This is a genomic window from Thauera butanivorans NBRC 103042 (genome assembly GCF_001591165.1).
Classification (GTDB): domain Bacteria; phylum Pseudomonadota; class Gammaproteobacteria; order Burkholderiales; family Rhodocyclaceae; genus Thauera; species Thauera butanivorans.
In genome coordinates, this window is the sequence record NZ_BCUG01000003.1 from 105,205 (window position 1) to 120,259 (window position 15,055).

General features: G+C 67.0%; 14 protein-coding genes. 6 read left to right on the top strand and 8 right to left on the bottom strand.

Features of this window, described 5'->3' with window-relative positions:
• Positions 1 to 27 precede the first annotated feature (27 nt).
• On the bottom strand, positions 28 to 1,257 hold the full coding sequence (locus TBU01S_RS01865) for an aspartate kinase (RefSeq protein WP_068634943.1): 1,230 nt from the start codon (positions 1,255 to 1,257) through the stop codon (positions 28 to 30).
• Positions 1,258 to 1,515: 258 nt separating this feature from the next.
• Here TBU01S_RS01865 and TBU01S_RS01870 point away from each other — a divergent pair, with 258 nt between their 5' ends.
• Positions 1,516 to 1,809 carry a helix-turn-helix domain-containing protein gene (locus tag TBU01S_RS01870; protein WP_068634944.1) on the top strand — a complete coding sequence of 98 codons (294 nt, stop codon included), beginning with the start codon at positions 1,516 to 1,518 and terminating at the stop codon, positions 1,807 to 1,809.
• A 206-nt stretch (positions 1,810 to 2,015) separates the two neighbouring features.
• Positions 2,016 to 2,459: a 6-carboxytetrahydropterin synthase QueD gene (gene queD / locus TBU01S_RS01875; protein ID WP_068634945.1), complete on the top strand. Its 444-nt coding sequence runs from the start codon at positions 2,016 to 2,018 to the stop codon at positions 2,457 to 2,459.
• 18 nt (positions 2,460 to 2,477) lie between these two features.
• Here queD and TBU01S_RS01880 read toward each other — a convergent pair whose 3' ends face one another.
• Genes TBU01S_RS01880 through TBU01S_RS01900 form a run of 5 tightly spaced genes read right to left on the bottom strand, consistent with a single transcriptional unit; the run spans position 2,478 to position 6,656 of the window.
• Positions 2,478 to 3,080 (bottom strand): phospholipase D family nuclease, encoded by a 603-nt coding sequence (locus TBU01S_RS01880; protein WP_068634946.1) that lies wholly within the window; start codon positions 3,078 to 3,080, stop codon positions 2,478 to 2,480.
• Positions 3,073 to 4,437, bottom strand: coding sequence for an RsmB/NOP family class I SAM-dependent RNA methyltransferase (locus tag TBU01S_RS01885; RefSeq protein ID WP_068634947.1), 1,365 nt, complete (start codon positions 4,435 to 4,437; stop codon positions 3,073 to 3,075). The genes TBU01S_RS01880 and TBU01S_RS01885 overlap by 8 nt, the downstream gene beginning before the upstream one ends.
• A gap of 1 nt (position 4,438) precedes the next feature.
• The gene (locus tag TBU01S_RS01890; protein ID WP_068634948.1) at positions 4,439 to 5,188 is read right to left on the bottom strand and encodes a DUF3108 domain-containing protein; all 750 of its coding nucleotides are present in this window, start codon (positions 5,186 to 5,188) and stop codon (positions 4,439 to 4,441) included.
• Positions 5,185 to 5,847 carry a phosphoribosylglycinamide formyltransferase gene (gene purN, locus TBU01S_RS01895; protein ID WP_068634949.1) on the bottom strand — a complete coding sequence of 221 codons (663 nt, stop codon included), beginning with the start codon at positions 5,845 to 5,847 and terminating at the stop codon, positions 5,185 to 5,187. Before purN ends, TBU01S_RS01890 begins: the two co-directional genes overlap by 4 nt.
• 50 nt (positions 5,848 to 5,897) lie before the next feature.
• A complete protein-coding gene (locus TBU01S_RS01900) occupies positions 5,898 to 6,656 on the bottom strand; it encodes a hypothetical protein (protein WP_083953407.1) in 759 nt (252 codons plus the stop codon).
• Between the two features lie 121 nt (positions 6,657 to 6,777).
• Between TBU01S_RS01900 and mutL the strand changes: the two genes are divergently transcribed.
• Positions 6,778 to 8,658 (top strand): DNA mismatch repair endonuclease MutL, encoded by a 1,881-nt coding sequence (mutL, locus tag TBU01S_RS01905; RefSeq protein WP_068634950.1) that lies wholly within the window; start codon positions 6,778 to 6,780, stop codon positions 8,656 to 8,658.
• 233 nt (positions 8,659 to 8,891) lie between these two features.
• Here mutL and TBU01S_RS01910 read toward each other — a convergent pair whose 3' ends face one another.
• On the bottom strand, positions 8,892 to 9,764 hold the full coding sequence (locus TBU01S_RS01910; RefSeq protein WP_068634951.1) for a DNA ligase: 873 nt from the start codon (positions 9,762 to 9,764) through the stop codon (positions 8,892 to 8,894).
• Between the two features lie 197 nt (positions 9,765 to 9,961).
• Between TBU01S_RS01910 and miaA the strand changes: the two genes are divergently transcribed.
• The 3 genes from miaA to TBU01S_RS01925 all read left to right on the top strand — a co-directional run bounded on the left by miaA (position 9,962) and on the right by TBU01S_RS01925 (position 11,837).
• A complete protein-coding gene (gene miaA / locus TBU01S_RS01915; RefSeq protein WP_068634952.1) occupies positions 9,962 to 10,927 on the top strand; it encodes a tRNA (adenosine(37)-N6)-dimethylallyltransferase MiaA in 966 nt (321 codons plus the stop codon).
• A 28-nt stretch (positions 10,928 to 10,955) separates the two neighbouring features.
• The gene (locus tag TBU01S_RS01920; RefSeq protein ID WP_068634953.1) at positions 10,956 to 11,501 is read left to right on the top strand and encodes a DUF1415 domain-containing protein; all 546 of its coding nucleotides are present in this window, start codon (positions 10,956 to 10,958) and stop codon (positions 11,499 to 11,501) included.
• Between the two features lie 114 nt (positions 11,502 to 11,615).
• Positions 11,616 to 11,837: an HP1242/YdcH family protein gene (locus TBU01S_RS01925; RefSeq protein WP_068634954.1), complete on the top strand. Its 222-nt coding sequence runs from the start codon at positions 11,616 to 11,618 to the stop codon at positions 11,835 to 11,837.
• Between the two features lie 122 nt (positions 11,838 to 11,959).
• On the opposite strand, the gene TBU01S_RS01930 is transcribed toward TBU01S_RS01925, so the two are convergent.
• On the bottom strand, positions 11,960 to 15,037 hold the full coding sequence (locus TBU01S_RS01930; RefSeq protein ID WP_068634955.1) for an efflux RND transporter permease subunit: 3,078 nt from the start codon (positions 15,035 to 15,037) through the stop codon (positions 11,960 to 11,962).
• Positions 15,038 to 15,055 lie beyond the last annotated feature (18 nt).

The following is a 15,055-nucleotide window of genomic DNA, read 5'->3' on the forward strand; positions in this document are numbered from 1 at the left end:
CCGGTCAAACGCTATTCACCAGCTTTATCAAGCCGCCGTGTCGAGGCCGAAAGCCTTGTGCAGCGCACGCACGGCGAGCTCCAGATACTTGTCTTCGATCGCGACCGAAATCTTGATTTCCGAAGTCGAGATCATCTGGATGTTGATGCCTTCCTCGGCCAGCGTGCGGAACATCTGCGAGGCCACGCCCGGGTGCGAACGCATGCCGACACCGACGATGGAAACCTTGCACATGGCGTTGTCGGTTTCGATCGCACGGGCGCCGATGTGGGTCTTGACACCGTCGAGCACCTTGACCGCCTTGTCCAGGTCGCCGCGCGCCACCGTGAACGAGAAGTCGGTGGTGCCGTCGTGGCTGACGTTCTGGATGATCATGTCGACGTCGATGTTGGCCTCGGCGATCGGCCCCAGGATCTGGTAGGCGATGCCCGGCTTGTCGGGCGCGCCGACCACGATGAGCTTGGCCTCGTCGCGCGAGAAGGCGATGCCGGAGATGATGGGTTGTTCCATGTTCTTGTCTTCCTCAACGGTGATGAGCGTGCCCTCTCCTTCGCGATCTTCGAAACTGGAGAGGACGCGCAGCTTGACCTTGTACTTGCCGGCGAATTCGACCGAGCGGATCTGCAGGACCTTCGAGCCGAGGCTGGCCATTTCCAGCATTTCCTCGAAGGTGATGGTGTCGAGCTTGCGGGCTTCGGGGACGATGCGCGGATCGGTGGTGTAGACCCCGTCGACGTCGGTGTAGATCTGGCACTCGTCGGCCTTCAGCGCCGCGGCCAGCGCCACCGCGGTGGTATCCGAGCCGCCGCGGCCGAGCGTGGTGATGGCGCCGTGCTCATCCACCCCCTGGAAGCCGGCGACGACGACGGCCCGGCCCTCGTCCAGATCCTTGCGCACCGGCGCCTCGTCGATGTCCAGGATGCGCGCCTTGGTGTGCAGCGAATCGGTCAGGATCCTGACCTGGCCGCCGGTGTAACTCTTCGCCGGAACGCCGATGTCCTCCAGCGCCATGCACAGCAGGCCGATCGTGACCTGCTCGCCGGTGGATACGACCACGTCGAGTTCGCGCGGTGCGGGGTTCGATGCTACTTCCTTGGTGAGTGCGATCAGGCGATTGGTCTCGCCGCTCATCGCCGATACCACGACAACCACCTGATGCCCCTGCGAGCGGAACTTCGCCACCTTGCGGGCGACGTTCTTGATGCGCTCGGGGCTGCCTACCGAGGTGCCGCCGTACTTCTGAACTATCAGTGCCATCGTCGTATCCAAATACCTGTGGATAAAGCGGATGATTCTAGCGAAACGTGGAAAACTTTGCAGGACATCACACACCCGAACCGCCAAACACACCCCCTACGCACTTAATGATAAAAACGTGAAATTTGTCGTTGTATTTGCACGGGATAGTGATCTATACTTTTCTCGCGGTATTACTTAAGTCATAAACCGGCCTACAATTGCGTCAGCGCTGTCATGGCGAATCCATGACAAGTGCACTCAACCAAGGAAACAGAAATGAAATCCAGTGACAACATCGACGTTCGTGAAATCCGTCGCAAGCTGGGCCTGAACCAGTCCCAGTTCTGGTCCAAGATCGGCGTCACCCAGAGCGGCGGCTCCCGTTACGAAAGCGGCCGCAACATTCCCCGCCCCGTTCAGGCGCTGCTGCGCCTGGTCCACGTCGAGCAGATCGACATCAACAAGGTCAAGAAGGACGACGTGGAAGTGGCCGAGTACCTGAAGGCCACCAACCCCGAGCTGTACAAGACCCTGAAGAAGGAAGCACGCGCAAAGAAGAAGGAGCGCTGAGCGCCGTGCGACGCAGCATCGAAGGCTGACGCGAACCGTCAGCCTTTTTTATGCGTGACGCCCGCCCGCGGCCATCCCTGCACCCAGGCAAGAAAAGCTCTGGCGCCCGGAAAAGCTGCCTCGACTCAATCACTTGCGGACATTGCCGCAGCAAGGGCCGCGCATTGCTGATGCTATAATCCGCGCCCCTTTGAATGAGGTCAGCCATGCGCATCACCCGCCGTCTCGAATTCGATGCCGGACACAGGATTCCCGACCATTCCAGCCAGTGCCGGCACCTCCACGGCCACCGCTACGCACTGGAAGTGACCCTTTCCGGCGAAGTCATCAAGGCCGACGGCCTGCCGGTAAACGGCATGGTGATGGATTTCGCCGACGTCAAGCGCATCGCCAACGACCTCGTCGTGTCGCGCTGGGATCATGCCTTCCTGGTCTATCGGGGCGACACCCAGGTCGTCACCATGCTCGACGCCATTCCCGGCCACAAGACCGTCGTGCTCGACCTCGTGCCGACAGCGGAGAACCTCGCCGCGGAAGCGTTCCGCATCCTCGATCCCGCCTACCGCGACACCTACGGCAACCATCTGCGGCTCGAACGCGTACGCCTGTACGAAACCCCCAACTGCTGGGCCGACGCCGTCCGCAGTTGAGCCCCCCACCCTTGCCGTTCAGCGCTTGAACGGCAGCGCGGTGATCACCATCGCCTTGCGGCGATGCGCCAGCCAGTTGTCCCGATAGGCCTGCGCCAGCTCGCAGTGGCCGCGCAGCACGATGACGTTTTCCGCGTTGCGGTTCTGCGCCGACCAGGTGAAATTGTACGAACCTGTAAGCACCGCGCAGCCGGGGCCGTCGGCATCGGCGATCAACACCTTGTTGTGCGCGGCGTTGTATTCGGTCTCGACCGCCACCGGCACCCCGCCCGCCAGCAGGATCGGCAGGGCATTGCCCTTGGGATTTCGGTTCATGTGGGCATCGGCCAGCACCTGCACCTTCACGCCGCGCCGATGGGCCGCCACCATCGCGTTGGCGATCCGCTTGCTGGTGAAGGCGTAGGCCTGCACGTGCAGGCTCCGGCGCGCACGCTCGATGACGCCGACCAGCAGCGATTCGGCATCATCGCGCGGCGTGAAGGCGAGCTCGATCTCCCCCTTGGCGGCAAAGCGCTGCGACGCCGATGCCGCCGGCGGCAGTACCGCCGCCAAAGCCAGCGCCATAGCCGGCAGCACCCACAGCAACCGGGCCGGCAGGCCCTGCCTGCCGGCTTCAGGCATCCGCCACCCGCTCCATCACCGCGGCGAAGAAGCCGTCGGTATCGTGCACATGCGGCAACAGGCGCAGGCGCTCGCCGGTTTCCAGTTTCACGCCCTGCTTGTCCAGCACCTCCTGCGCCACCACCGGGCGGAACTGCAGATGCGCCGCCAGGAAGGCATCGACCACCGCATCGTTCTCCTCGGCCAGCAGGCTGCAGGTGGCATAGACCAGGCGCCCGCCCGGACGCACCAGGCGCGCCGCCGCGGCCAGGATCGCGCCCTGCTTGGCCACCATCTCGTCAACCGCGGCCGGCGACTGGCGCCACTTCAGGTCGGGGTTGCGGCGCAGCGTACCCAGGCCGGTGCAGGGCGCGTCGACCAGCACGCGGTCGGCCTTGCCGGCCATGCGCTTGAGCTTGGCGTCGTTCTCGTGCGCGATCAGCATCGGATGCACGTTCGACAGGCCGGCGCGCGCCATGCGCGGCTTGAGCTTGGCGAGGCGTTTTTCCGCCACGTCGAAGGCATACAGCCGCCCCGTCGAACGCATCATCGCGCCGAGCTGCAGCGTCTTGCCGCCCGCGCCGGCGCAGAAATCGACCACCAGTTCGCCGCGCCGGGGCTGCACCAGCAGGCCGAGCAACTGGCTGCCCTCGTCCTGCACCTCGAAGCTGCCGTCCAGGAACAGCGGATGCTTCTGCAGCGCCGGCTTGCCCGACAAGCGCACCGCCTGCGGCGACAGGCTGCCCGGCTCGGCGGTGATGCCGTCCTCACGCAGGCGCGCGAGCAGGCTGTCGCGGTCGGTCTTCAGCAGGTTGGCGCGCAGGTCGAGCGGCGCCGGCCGGTTCAGGCCCTGCGCCAGCGCCAGCACGCCGGCCTCGTCGAAGCTGCGCAGCAGGCGCTCGGCCAGCCAGTCGGGCAGATCGGCGCGCTCGGCCAGGCTGGCTTCGCCCAGTTCCGCCGCCTTCACCGCCGCCACCCAGTCGCGCTCGGTGGCCGAGGCGAGACCTTCGAAATTTCGCATCGGCCAGCCTTCGCCGCGGGCGAACCAGGCCAGCAGCAGCTCGCGCGGCGTCGCCTTGTCGCCTGCCAGCCGGCGCAGCCAGCGCAGCCGGCGCAGCACGCCATAGACCGTCTCGGCGATGAAGCCGCGGTCGCGGTGGCCAAGCTCGCGGTTGTCGCGGAAATGGCGCGACAGCACCGCGTCGGCCGGAAACTCGAACGCCAGCACGGCACCGAGAACCTGCGTGGTCTGGATGAACAGCGCGCGCGAAACGGCACCTTCGGCTGCTGCCGGGGCACTTTTCACCGCAGCCTTTTTGGCTGCACCGCCGGATACGCCGCGGGCCTTGTTCCTGCTCTTGTCGTTGCTCTTGTTCATGTCAGTTCTTCTTGGTGTTTGCAGGCGTGCCGACTTCGATCGCCGCGGCACGCTGGTCCAGCACGCCGCCATCGTCGTCGGTGATGCGGATGCGGACCGGCAGCAGCTCATGCTGGACGGACAGCCAGATGTCGATGTCGAGCTCGCCGCCTTCGGCCGTCGCCCGCATCTTCAGGGTTTCCAGTTCGCCGGCCGGCAGTTTCAGCTTCTCCGGCCCCATCGGTTCCAGCTTCGCCTGCTTGATGCTCTTGCCGGTGATGACGTTCAGGGCGACCGGCTTGTCCGCCCGCGCATGGCGTCGCGCCTGGTGCCACAGGCTGAGCAGATCCTGGTCGCCTGGCTCGATCGTGCCGTGGCGCCGCTCCTTGCCGTCGCGCCGCAGGCTGACGCGGGCCGCCGGCCAGTCGAAGTGCGCGCTGTCGCGCTTGCGTCCGCGCTGGTCGACGACGAAGGACTCGGGGCGCATGCCTTCCGGTCCGACCTCGCCCTCGCTGCGCTGCTCGTACTGCAGGCCGAACAGGCCTGCCAGGCCGCTTGCGGCAAGATTCAGGCGCAATTCGTAACGATCCTGTTCGATCTTCCATTCATGCCGCGCCTCGCCGACCTTGAAGCCCTGCGACCCGTAATGCACGTCGAAACGGATGCTGCCGGCCGAAGCCGGCACGGCGGCCACAGCCCATTCGAAAGGCAGGAACGCCCCGCCCAGCAGCACCGGCAAGGCTCGCAGCACATCACGCCGTTTCATGTTCATCGTTCGGCTCCCACATCTTCGATGGCGGGCACGACATACCCGCTTTCGGCTTCGATCCCGGCGTCGCGCAAGAACACGTGCCCCGCCTCATCCACGCTCAGCCGGCCCTCGACGAACCAGCGCACCGCCTGCGGATAGATCCGGTGCTCCTGTACCAGCACGCGCGCCGACAGGCTGGCTTCGTCGTCGCCGGGCAGCACCGGCACCACCGCCTGGACGATGATCGGGCCACAGTCCAGCGTGGGCGTGACGAAATGCACCGTCGCGCCATGCACGCGCACGCCGGCCTCGAGCGCGCGCCGGTGCGTGTGCAATCCCGGAAAGGACGGCAGCAGCGAAGGATGGATGTTGATCAGCCGGCCTTCGTAGCGGCTCACGAAATCGTCGGTCAGCACGCGCATGAAACCGGCCAGCACGATCAGGTCGGGCGCGTGGCGATCGATGCACTCGGCCAGCGCGCCGTCGAACGCGGTGCGATCCGGGTAGGCCTTGTGATCCACCACGGCGGTGGCGATGCCGTGTTCGGCCGCGAAAACCAGGCCACCGGCGTCCGGGCGGTTGCTGACGACGGCAGCGATGCGCGCACCGGGAATGGCGGCATCGACGATGGCCTGCATGTTGCTGCCGCGGCCGGAAACGAGAATGACGATGGACTTCATTTTGAAAACGATGGGTTGGCGGGGCCGGATCGAGTCGCCTGGGCAGCGCCTCAATACACCGGCAGGAAGACCGCCGTGGTCAGGTTCTGGACCACGCGCGTCACCGTGCGTTCGGTCTCTTCCTCGATCACGTCGGACAAGGCGTCGAGCAGGCCGATGATGCGGCCGAACTCGCGCTCGAAGCTGAGGTTGGGCAACTCGCCCGACTCGCCCAGCGCGTTCGTCAGCAGCAGCAGCTCGCCGTTGCCGTCGCGCGCGGTCGACAGCTTCCACACCGCGATCTCGACGTTGCGGGCTGCATTGTAGAGGTGCTGCGGCTCCAGATCATCCAGCAGGTAGAAACCTTCGCGGTCGCCGAAGGCCGACTGCACCATGCTGGCCAGTCCCACCACCAGGGCCTGCACCCGGTCGCCGCGGTATTCGGGATGCAGCGCGACGTGCAGCGCATCCAGGTCGCGCCGGTTGCCGAGCGAGGCGAAGCGCCAGCGGTGGCGCTCGTCGAAGATGCGCGAGATGGCCGCCTCGGCGCTCGGCGCGTCGGATTTGCGCCATTCGCGCGGATTGCGCTTGTACAGCTTGTCGGTGAGGCGACGCAGGCTGGCAAAGATGTGCTGCTGGTGCGTCTCGGCCACGCGGTTGAGATCGGTCTTGAACAGTTGGCCCGGATAGAAGCCGCGCTCCCTCGCCGCGCCGGGCGCGGTACCCGGCGTAGAGCAGCCCGCCAGCGCCAGTCCGAGCACCGCGGCCAGCGCCATGCGCCGGCGCAATGCCTGGCGGGCGGCCTTCGGGGCTGGCGGGGGCTTGCTCATGCGCGTCATGTCCAGGGGATCTCGGCCCGGCATCATACCGGAAGCACGGCCCGCCACCGCCCGCAGCGGCGACGGGCCACGCCGTATAATTCCGCCCTTCCCCATCCAACCGGGCCCGGCCATGTCCGTCATCCACCGCCTGTCCGACCTGCTGGTCAACCAGATCGCCGCCGGCGAGGTCGTCGAACGGCCGGCCTCGGTCCTCAAGGAAGTGCTGGAAAACGCCGTCGATGCCGGCGCGCACGCGATCGAAGTGCAACTGGAACAGGGCGGCGTGCGCCGCATCCGCGTTGCCGACGACGGCTGCGGCATCGACCGCGACGACCTCGCGCTGGCGCTCGAACGCCATGCCACCAGCAAGATCGCCACCCTCGACGATCTCGAGCAGGTCGGCACCATGGGCTTTCGCGGCGAGGCGCTGGCCGCCATCGCCGCGGTGGCGCGCACCTCGATCACCAGCCGCGCCACCGGCGCCAGCCACGCCTGGCGCATCGACGGCGGCGACCGCAGCCTGGCGCCCGCCGCGCTCAACCAGGGCACCGTGGTGGACGTCGCCGACCTGTATTACAACACCCCGGCGCGGCGCAAGTTCCTGAAGACCGAAGGCACCGAGTACGCCCACTGCGACGACATGTTCCGCCGCGTCGCGCTGGCGCGGCCGGACGTCGGCATGCAGTTGTCGCACAACGGCCGCGTCGTCCATCGCCTGCCGCCGGGCACGCCGGCGGCGCGCATCGGCGCGCTGATGGGCGACGACTTCCTGCAGCACGCGCGCGAAGTGTCGGCCGAAGGCGGCCTGCTGCGCCTGACCGGTTTCGCCTCGCTGCCGGCCTACTCGCGCGCCAGCCGCGACGCGCAGTTCTTCTTCGTCAATGGCCGCTTCGTCCGCGACAAGCTGCTGACGCACGCGGTGCGCGAGGCCTACACCGACATCCTGCACGGCAGCCGCCATCCGGCCTACGTGCTGTTCCTGGAACTGGACCCGGCCGGCGTGGACGTCAACGTGCATCCGGCCAAGATCGAAGTGCGCTTCCGTGAATCGCGCGCGGTGCACCAGTTCGTCTATCACGCGCTCAAGCGCGTGCTGGCCGAATCCGGTGCGGGGCGGGTCGATACGCAGGCGGCCGCGCCATCCGCGCCGGGCACGGGCTTCGGCGGCGCCGCCAACACCTTGCGCTATGCTTCGGCGGAGCGCCCGGCGGACGCTGCCTCAACCGGCCACAGCGCCGGCCACGACAGTACCCGCCCCTGGTCTTCGTCCGCTCCTCCAGCCATGCCCAGGCAGGGGCAACTGGCGATGGATTCGGCCAGCCGCGCCTATCTCGACTTCGCCGCCAGCGCCCGTGCCCCCACCACCGGCACGGCCTCTGCCGGCATGCCGCCACCGGCTTCGCAATCCCTGCCGGACGACAGCGACGGCGCGCCGCCGCTCGGCTTCGCCCTGGCCCAGTTGCACGGCGTCTACATCCTGGCGCAGAACCGCGCCGGCCTGGTGCTGGTGGACATGCACGCCGCGCACGAACGCATCCTCTACGAAAAGCTCAAGACCGTGCTCGACGGCCGCCCTTCGGTGCAGCGCCTGCTGATTCCCGCGGTGTTCTCGGTCGGCGCCAAGGACATGGCCGCCGCCGAGGAATGCAGCGAAGTCCTCGCTGCGATGGGCTTCGACGTCGGCGCCGCCGGTCCGCAGGAACTGGCGGTGCGCAGCGTGCCGGCCCTGCTCGCCAATGCGCCGGTGGCGGAGCTGATGCGCAACCTGCTCGAAGAGCTGCGCGAATTCCCCGCTTCCGACGTCGTCACCGCGCGCCGCAACGAGTTGCTCGCCACCATGGCCTGCCACGGCGCGGTGCGCGCCAACCGCCAACTGAGCATTCCCGAGATGAACGCGCTGCTGCGCGACATGGAAGCCACCGAACGCGCCGACCAGTGCAACCATGGCCGGCCCACCTGGACACAGCTGACGATGGGCGACCTCGACCGTTTCTTCATGCGCGGCCAATGAGGCGGGCTTTTTATCCCCCGCGCCCGCACTTTTCCCCAGCCGCCGTGAACAGGCGTCTGGACAAGCTGTGGATAAGTGCCGCAACTGCCTGATGGCACGGCCTTCGGCGACACTGCCCAAAAATGAGGCGACCTGAATCGATGGATTTCGCCTGCGGCCCCGTCCACACGGCCCGGCCATCCCGTCCACCCCGATGGGCAAGACGATAGTCATTCAGTCAGAATGAAGCCGGTTCAGTCCGTCCCGCCATCGCGAACACGCAGGAACACCGGAAAGCGCGGTACACCCTGCGCAGTCAGCTCACGATAGCGGTAAGTCACCACGCTGCCGATCGCCGGCGGATCGCGCCGCTCGGCATCGCTGAACCCTGTGCCGAGACGAAAACGTCGTCCATCGGCCGATTCCACTTCCAGCGCGCCCAGCACGCCGTTGTGCCTGCCCTTGCCCGGCAGGTATCCGACGACCCGGGCTTCGGCATCGAGGAAGGGCGTCAGCTTCAGGATCGCATCGCCGCGGCCCGGCTGCCGCCAGGCGTCGGCACGATGCAGCATCAGGCCCTCGCCTCCCGCGGCGACGACGCGGGCGAGCGTGGCTGCCAGCGCTGCGCGGCTTTCCACGCGGAACTGCGGCACGGCCTGCAGGTGCGCAATGCCGGCCGTCTCGACCAGCGCCTGCAGCGCCCGCAGGCGTTCGTCGAACGGCCCCGGCCGGCCCGGCAGATCGAACACCATGTAACGCACCCGGCGCCAACCCTGTTCGGCCGCCGCCTCGCGACGTACCAGCCCCGACAGCTGCTCGAAGCGCCCCCGGCCGAGCCACAGCTCGCCGTCGAGCGGCACCGCCGGCAGGCCGGCGACGAACCACGCCGGCGCAGCAATCGGCCGCCCGCTGCGAAAGTACAGTTGTTGTCCATCCCAATAAGCCCTGACGCCATCCAGCTTCTCGCTCACCCAATAGGCCGAAGGATCGAGTCCGTCATGCCAGCGGCCGGCCAGCATCAGCGCCGGCACGGCGGCAGGCGATCGCCCCGGCAACAGGCAGGCCGGCAGCAGGCAGAGCGCACGCAGCAAACGCCGCCTGCAGCGGAACGGATCTTCGCGCGGCATGGGATAAAGGGTCCATGTAAATACCACAATCATAATACGAACAGCATCATCAATGACCGAGGGCGCAGACTCCCTTGCCATCGCTTTGCCCAAGGCCTGCCAAGCAGCGGATAATCCGCCCCAGCCGGATGCCGGCCAACTGCCTCGATCAGTTGCCTCGTCCGGGTGCTTGATTCCTTCCTCGCCCTTCTCATGCCGTGACCGACACGCCGCCCCCCACGCTCCCGCCCGCCCTGCTGCTGCTCGGCCCCACCGCCAGCGGCAAGACCGCCTGTGCGCTCGCCATCGCCCGCCGCCTGCCGGTCGAGATCATCAGCGTCGACTCCGCGCTGGTGTACCGCGACATGGACATCGGCACGGCCAAGCCCAGCGCCGAGGAGCGTGCGGCCTGTCCCCACCACCTGATCGACATCGTGTCGCCGGAAGAAAGCTATTCGGCTGCACGCTTCCGCGCCGACGCCATCCGCCTGATGCGCGAGATCAACGCGCGCGGCCGCATCCCGCTGCTGGCCGGCGGCACCATGCTGTACTTCAAGGCGCTGCGCGACGGGCTGTCCGACCTGCCGGCGGCGAATGCCGGACTGCGCCGCGCCATCGACGAAACCGCCGCCGCGCATGGCTGGCCGGCGCTGCACGCCGAACTCGCCCGCCTCGACCCTGCCGCCGCCGCGCGGCTGGAGCCCAGCGATGCCCAGCGCATCCAGCGCGCACTCGAAATCGTCCGCCTCACCGGCCGGCCGCTGGCCGAAAGCTATGCCCGCAAGGAAGACGAGGCCCTGCCCTGCCGCCTGCTGGCGATGGCGCTCGCGCCCTCGGACCGCGGCGTGCTGCACGCGCGCATCGCCGAACGCTTCGACACCATGCTGCACAGCGGCTTCGTCGACGAAGTCCGCCGGTTGCGCAGGACCTACCGGCTGAACCCGGAGATGCCCTCGATGCGCTGCGTCGGCTACCGCCAGGCCTGGGAATACCTCGACGGCGACATCGGCTACGACGAGCTGCGCTTCAAGGGCATCGCCGCCACCCGCCAGCTCGCCAAGCGCCAGCTCACCTGGCAGCGCCAGTTCCGCGAGACCTGGCCCGGCCTGGTCGAACTCGACTGCCTGCGCCCGGATCTCGCCGACGCCGTCCTCTACACCGCGCTGCAACTGATCGCCGCCTGAACGCCTCTTTCACACACGGAAAACCCTCATGGACCAGCAGATCATCGACGACATCAACCAGTGGCTCGACGAAGTCGTCATCGGCCTCGACCTCTGTCCCTTCGCCGCCCGGCCGCGGCGCGAGAAACGCGTGCGCATCGCCATCAGCCACGCCACCGACGAAGAAAGCCTGCTCAACGACCTGCAGGCCGAACTCGAGCGCCTGTCCGATACCCCGGTGGAAGAGCTGGAAACCACCCTTCTGGCGATTCCGGACATGCTCGAGGATTTCGGCGACTACAACGACTTCCTCGACGCGGTCGACCTGTGGGTGGAGCAGTTCGGCTGGGAAGGCGAACTGCAGGTGGCGAGCTTCCACCCGCAGTACCAGTTCGCCGACACCGAGCCCGATGACACCAGCAACCTGACCAACCGCTCGCCCTGGCCGCTGCTGCACATCATCCGCGAGGAAAGCCTGGAGAAGGCGATCGAACACCATCCCGACGTCGACGGCATCCCGGCACGCAACATCGCGCGCATGGAAGCGCTGAGCGACGAGGAAAAGCAGCGGCTGTTCCCCTATCTGTTTGGCTGAGTGCCCGAACCGGGAGGCCCGCCCGGCCGCAGTGCTTGGCTGGCCGTCTAGCGAGGAGTAGAGTTGAGGTCAACGGATCCGGTTTACTTTCCCCTCTATCACCGGAGTGAGCCTATGTTTCCTGAATACCGCGACCTGATCACCCAACTCAAGACCACCGACCGCCACTTCCTGAACCTGTTCGACAAGCACAACACGCTCGATCAGCAGATCAAGAACATCGAATCGCACATCGAGCACGCAACGCACGAAGAGGTGGAAGTCCTGAAGAAGCAGAAGCTGCTGCTGAAGGACCAGATGTACGCGATCCTGCAGAAGGCCGAATCCACGGCCTGACGGGCAAGTAGTACAACCGATGCACTCCCTGTGCGCAGCCGCGCCAGGGAGTTTTCTTTTGGCGGTGGTGTCCGTCAAGTTTCTGATCGCTCGACATCCCGGACTGTGAACAACAACAAAGATCAAGCCCGTACCTCGGCCGCCTCCGTACCATGCTCCACCGCCCCGCGCTGCTTGCGCGCCAGCAGCGAATACACCGTCGGCACCACGAACAGGGTGAAGAAGGTGCCGAGCAGCAAGCCGCCGACGATGACCCAGCCGATCTGCTGACGGCTTTCGGCGCCGGCGCCGGTCGCCAGCGCGAGCGGCACCGAGCCCAGCACCATCGCGCCGGTGGTCATCAGGATGGGCCGCAGGCGCAGCACGGCGGCGTCGATCACCGCCTCCAGCAGATCGCGGCCCTGCCCGCGCAGCTGGTTGGCGAACTCCACGATCAGGATGCCGTGCTTGGTGATCAGGCCCACCAGCGTCACCAGCCCGATCTGGCTATAGACGTTGAGCGTGCCGCCGGTCAGCCACAGCGCGCCGAGCGCGCCGGTCATCGACAGCGGCACGGTCAGCATGATGATGAAGGGGTCGCGGAAGCTCTCGAACTGCGCCGCCAGCACCAGGTAGATGAAGGCCAGCGCCAGCATGAACACCAGCACCAGGCTGGCCGAGCTGGTCTTGAATTCGCGCGACTGGCCGTCGTAGTCGGTGGCGTAGCCCGGCGGCAGCAGGCGCGCGGCGGTCTGCTCCATCCATTGCAAGGCCTCGCCCAGCGCGTAGTCGGGCGCGAGGCTGGCCGAGATCGTCACCGAGCGGCGCTGGCCGAAGTGGTTCAGTTCGCGCGGCGCCACCGCCTCGCTGACTTTCACCACGTTGGCCAGCGGCACCATGTCGCCATTGCGGGCGCGCACGAAGATGTCGCTGATGTCGTGGGGATCGGCGCGGCTGGCGGCGCCGACCTGCACGATCACGTCGTACTGTTCCGCATCCTTCTTGTAGCGCGTCACCTGGCGGCCGCCGAGCATGGTTTCCAGCGTGCGGCCGATGACGTCGACCGGCACCCCCAGGTCCGCGGCGCGGTCGCGGTCGACCTCGACCGACAGTTCCGGCAGCGTCAGCTTGAGGTCGGTGTCGGGCGAGACGAGGCCCGGGTTGCCGCGCATCTCGCCCAGGATCGCCTCGGCATGGCGGGCGAGTTCGTCATAGGATTCGGACGTCGACACCACGAAGCTGAGCGGCCGCGAACGCGGGCTCTGGCCGAAGGAAGCCGGCATCACCGGAAAGGCATTCACGCCCGGAATCGCCTTCAGCCTGGGTCCCAGCTCTTCGGCGATCTTCGCCGCGCCGCGTTCGCGCTCGCTCCAGTCGGTGAAGCCGACGAAGGAAATGCCCTGCGACACCGTGGGGTTGCCGGTGATGACCAGATAGCGGTCGACTTCCGGCAGACTGGCATAGATGCGCTCGATCTCCAGCGCATAGCGCGACATGTAGTCGATGGTCGAACCTTCCGGGCCGTTGAACATGCCGACCACCCGGCCGCGGTCCTCCAGCGGTGCCAGTTCGTTCTTCAGTTGCCCCAGCAGCAGCACCGAGGTCCCCGCCACCAGCGCGAACGCCAGCATCACCAGCCAGCGCACTTTCAGCGACGCCGCCAGCAGGCTGCGGTAGCCTTCGGTGAGCCAGTTCAGGAAGCCTTCGACGGCATTGTAGATCGGACCATGGCTGCGTTCGTGGCGCAGCAGCCTGGAACACATCATCGGCGACAGCGTCAGCGCGACGAAGCCGGACACGATCACCGCACCGGCCAGCGTCAGCGCGAACTCGGTGAACAGCTTGCCGGTGCGCCCGGTCATGAAAGCCACCGGCGCATACACCGCCGCCAGCGTGATCGTCATCGCCACCACCGCGAAGCCGATCTCCTTCGCGCCCTTGAAGGCCGCCGCCACCGGCGCCATGCCTTCCTCGATGTGGCGGTAGATGTTCTCCAGCACCACGATGGCGTCGTCCACCACCAGGCCGATCGCCAGCACCAGCGCGAGCAGCGTCAGCGTATTGATCGAAAAGCCCAGCGCGAACATCAGCGTGAACACGCCCACCAGCGACACCGGAATCGTCACCAGGGGCACCAGCATCGCACGCCAGTTGCGCAGGAAGAACAGGCACACCGCCGCCACCAGCAGCACGGCTTCCCAGATCGTTGAGAACACCGCGTCGATCGAACGCTCGATGAACACCGTGGTGTCGTTGGCGATCGTCATCGACATGCCTTCGGGCAGCTCGTGCTCCAGCCGCGGCAGCATCTCTTCCAGCCCGCGCTTGAGATCGAGCGGGTTGGCGGTGGCCTGCTTGATCAGCCCGAGCGAGATCGACGGCCGGCCCATGAAGCGCACCGACGAACGTTCGTTCTCCGGCGCCACTTCGACGCGGCCGATGTCGCGGATGCGTACCGGGTAGTCGGCCGCATTGGCCGGCTGGCGCACCACCACCGCCTCGAACTCGTCGATCTGCGCCAGGTCGGTGCGTGCCACCACGGTGAACTCGCGCTGGCTGCTTTCGATGCGCCCGGCGGGCAGTTCCACGTTCTGGCCGCGGATGGCGTTCTCCACCTCCTGTACGGTCAGGCCGAAAGCGGCCAGACGCTCGCGGTCCAGCCAGATCCGCATCGAATAGCGCCGCTCGCCGAACATGCGCGCATCCGCCGCGCCCGGCAGGGTCTGCAGGCGGGGTTTGACGACGCGGTTGGCGAAGTCGCTCATTTCCAGCGGGGAATGGCGGTCGGACGAAAACGCCACCCAGATGATCGGGTTGGCGTCGGCCTCGACCTTGGCGATCACCGGCTCGTCGACGTCGTCGGGCAGGCGGCGGCGCACGCGCGACACGCGGTCGCGCACGTCGGCGGCGGCGCTGTCGGCATTGCGCTCGATGCGAAAGCGCACGGTGATCTGGCTGCGCTCCTGGCGGCTGATCGACGACAGCACGTCCACGCCCTCGATGCCGGCCAGCGAATCTTCCAGCGGCTTCGTCACCTGGGATTCGACGATCGCCGCGCTCGCGCCGCGATAGGTGGTATCGACCGTCACCACCGGCTCGTCGATGTTCGGGTACTCGCGCACCGTCAGCCGCGAGTACGACATCAGCCCCACCAGCAGCACCAGCAGCGACAGCACGGTGGCGAACACCGGGCGCTTGATGCAGATATCGGAAATGACCATCGTCGCGGCTCCCGTCGC

Bases quoted from the DNA above. Each gene is read 5' to 3' on its own strand.
- TBU01S_RS01865 (WP_068634943.1), bottom strand. From the start codon at position 1,257: ATGGCACTGATAGTTCAGAAGTACGGCGGCACCTCGGTAGGCAGCCCC.
- TBU01S_RS01870 (WP_068634944.1), top strand. From the start codon at position 1,516: ATGAAATCCAGTGACAACATCGACGTTCGTGAAATCCGTCGCAAGCTG.
- queD (WP_068634945.1), top strand. From the start codon at position 2,016: ATGCGCATCACCCGCCGTCTCGAATTCGATGCCGGACACAGGATTCCC.
- TBU01S_RS01880 (WP_068634946.1), bottom strand. From the start codon at position 3,080: ATGCCTGAAGCCGGCAGGCAGGGCCTGCCGGCCCGGTTGCTGTGGGTG.
- TBU01S_RS01885 (WP_068634947.1), bottom strand. From the start codon at position 4,437: ATGAACAAGAGCAACGACAAGAGCAGGAACAAGGCCCGCGGCGTATCC.
- TBU01S_RS01890 (WP_068634948.1), bottom strand. From the start codon at position 5,188: ATGAACATGAAACGGCGTGATGTGCTGCGAGCCTTGCCGGTGCTGCTG.
- purN (WP_068634949.1), bottom strand. From the start codon at position 5,847: ATGAAGTCCATCGTCATTCTCGTTTCCGGCCGCGGCAGCAACATGCAG.
- TBU01S_RS01900 (WP_083953407.1), bottom strand. From the start codon at position 6,656: ATGAGCAAGCCCCCGCCAGCCCCGAAGGCCGCCCGCCAGGCATTGCGC.
- mutL (WP_068634950.1), top strand. From the start codon at position 6,778: ATGTCCGTCATCCACCGCCTGTCCGACCTGCTGGTCAACCAGATCGCC.
- TBU01S_RS01910 (WP_068634951.1), bottom strand. From the start codon at position 9,764: ATGCCGCGCGAAGATCCGTTCCGCTGCAGGCGGCGTTTGCTGCGTGCG.
- TBU01S_RS01920 (WP_068634953.1), top strand. From the start codon at position 10,956: ATGGACCAGCAGATCATCGACGACATCAACCAGTGGCTCGACGAAGTC.
- TBU01S_RS01925 (WP_068634954.1), top strand. From the start codon at position 11,616: ATGTTTCCTGAATACCGCGACCTGATCACCCAACTCAAGACCACCGAC.
- TBU01S_RS01930 (WP_068634955.1), bottom strand. From the start codon at position 15,037: ATGGTCATTTCCGATATCTGCATCAAGCGCCCGGTGTTCGCCACCGTG.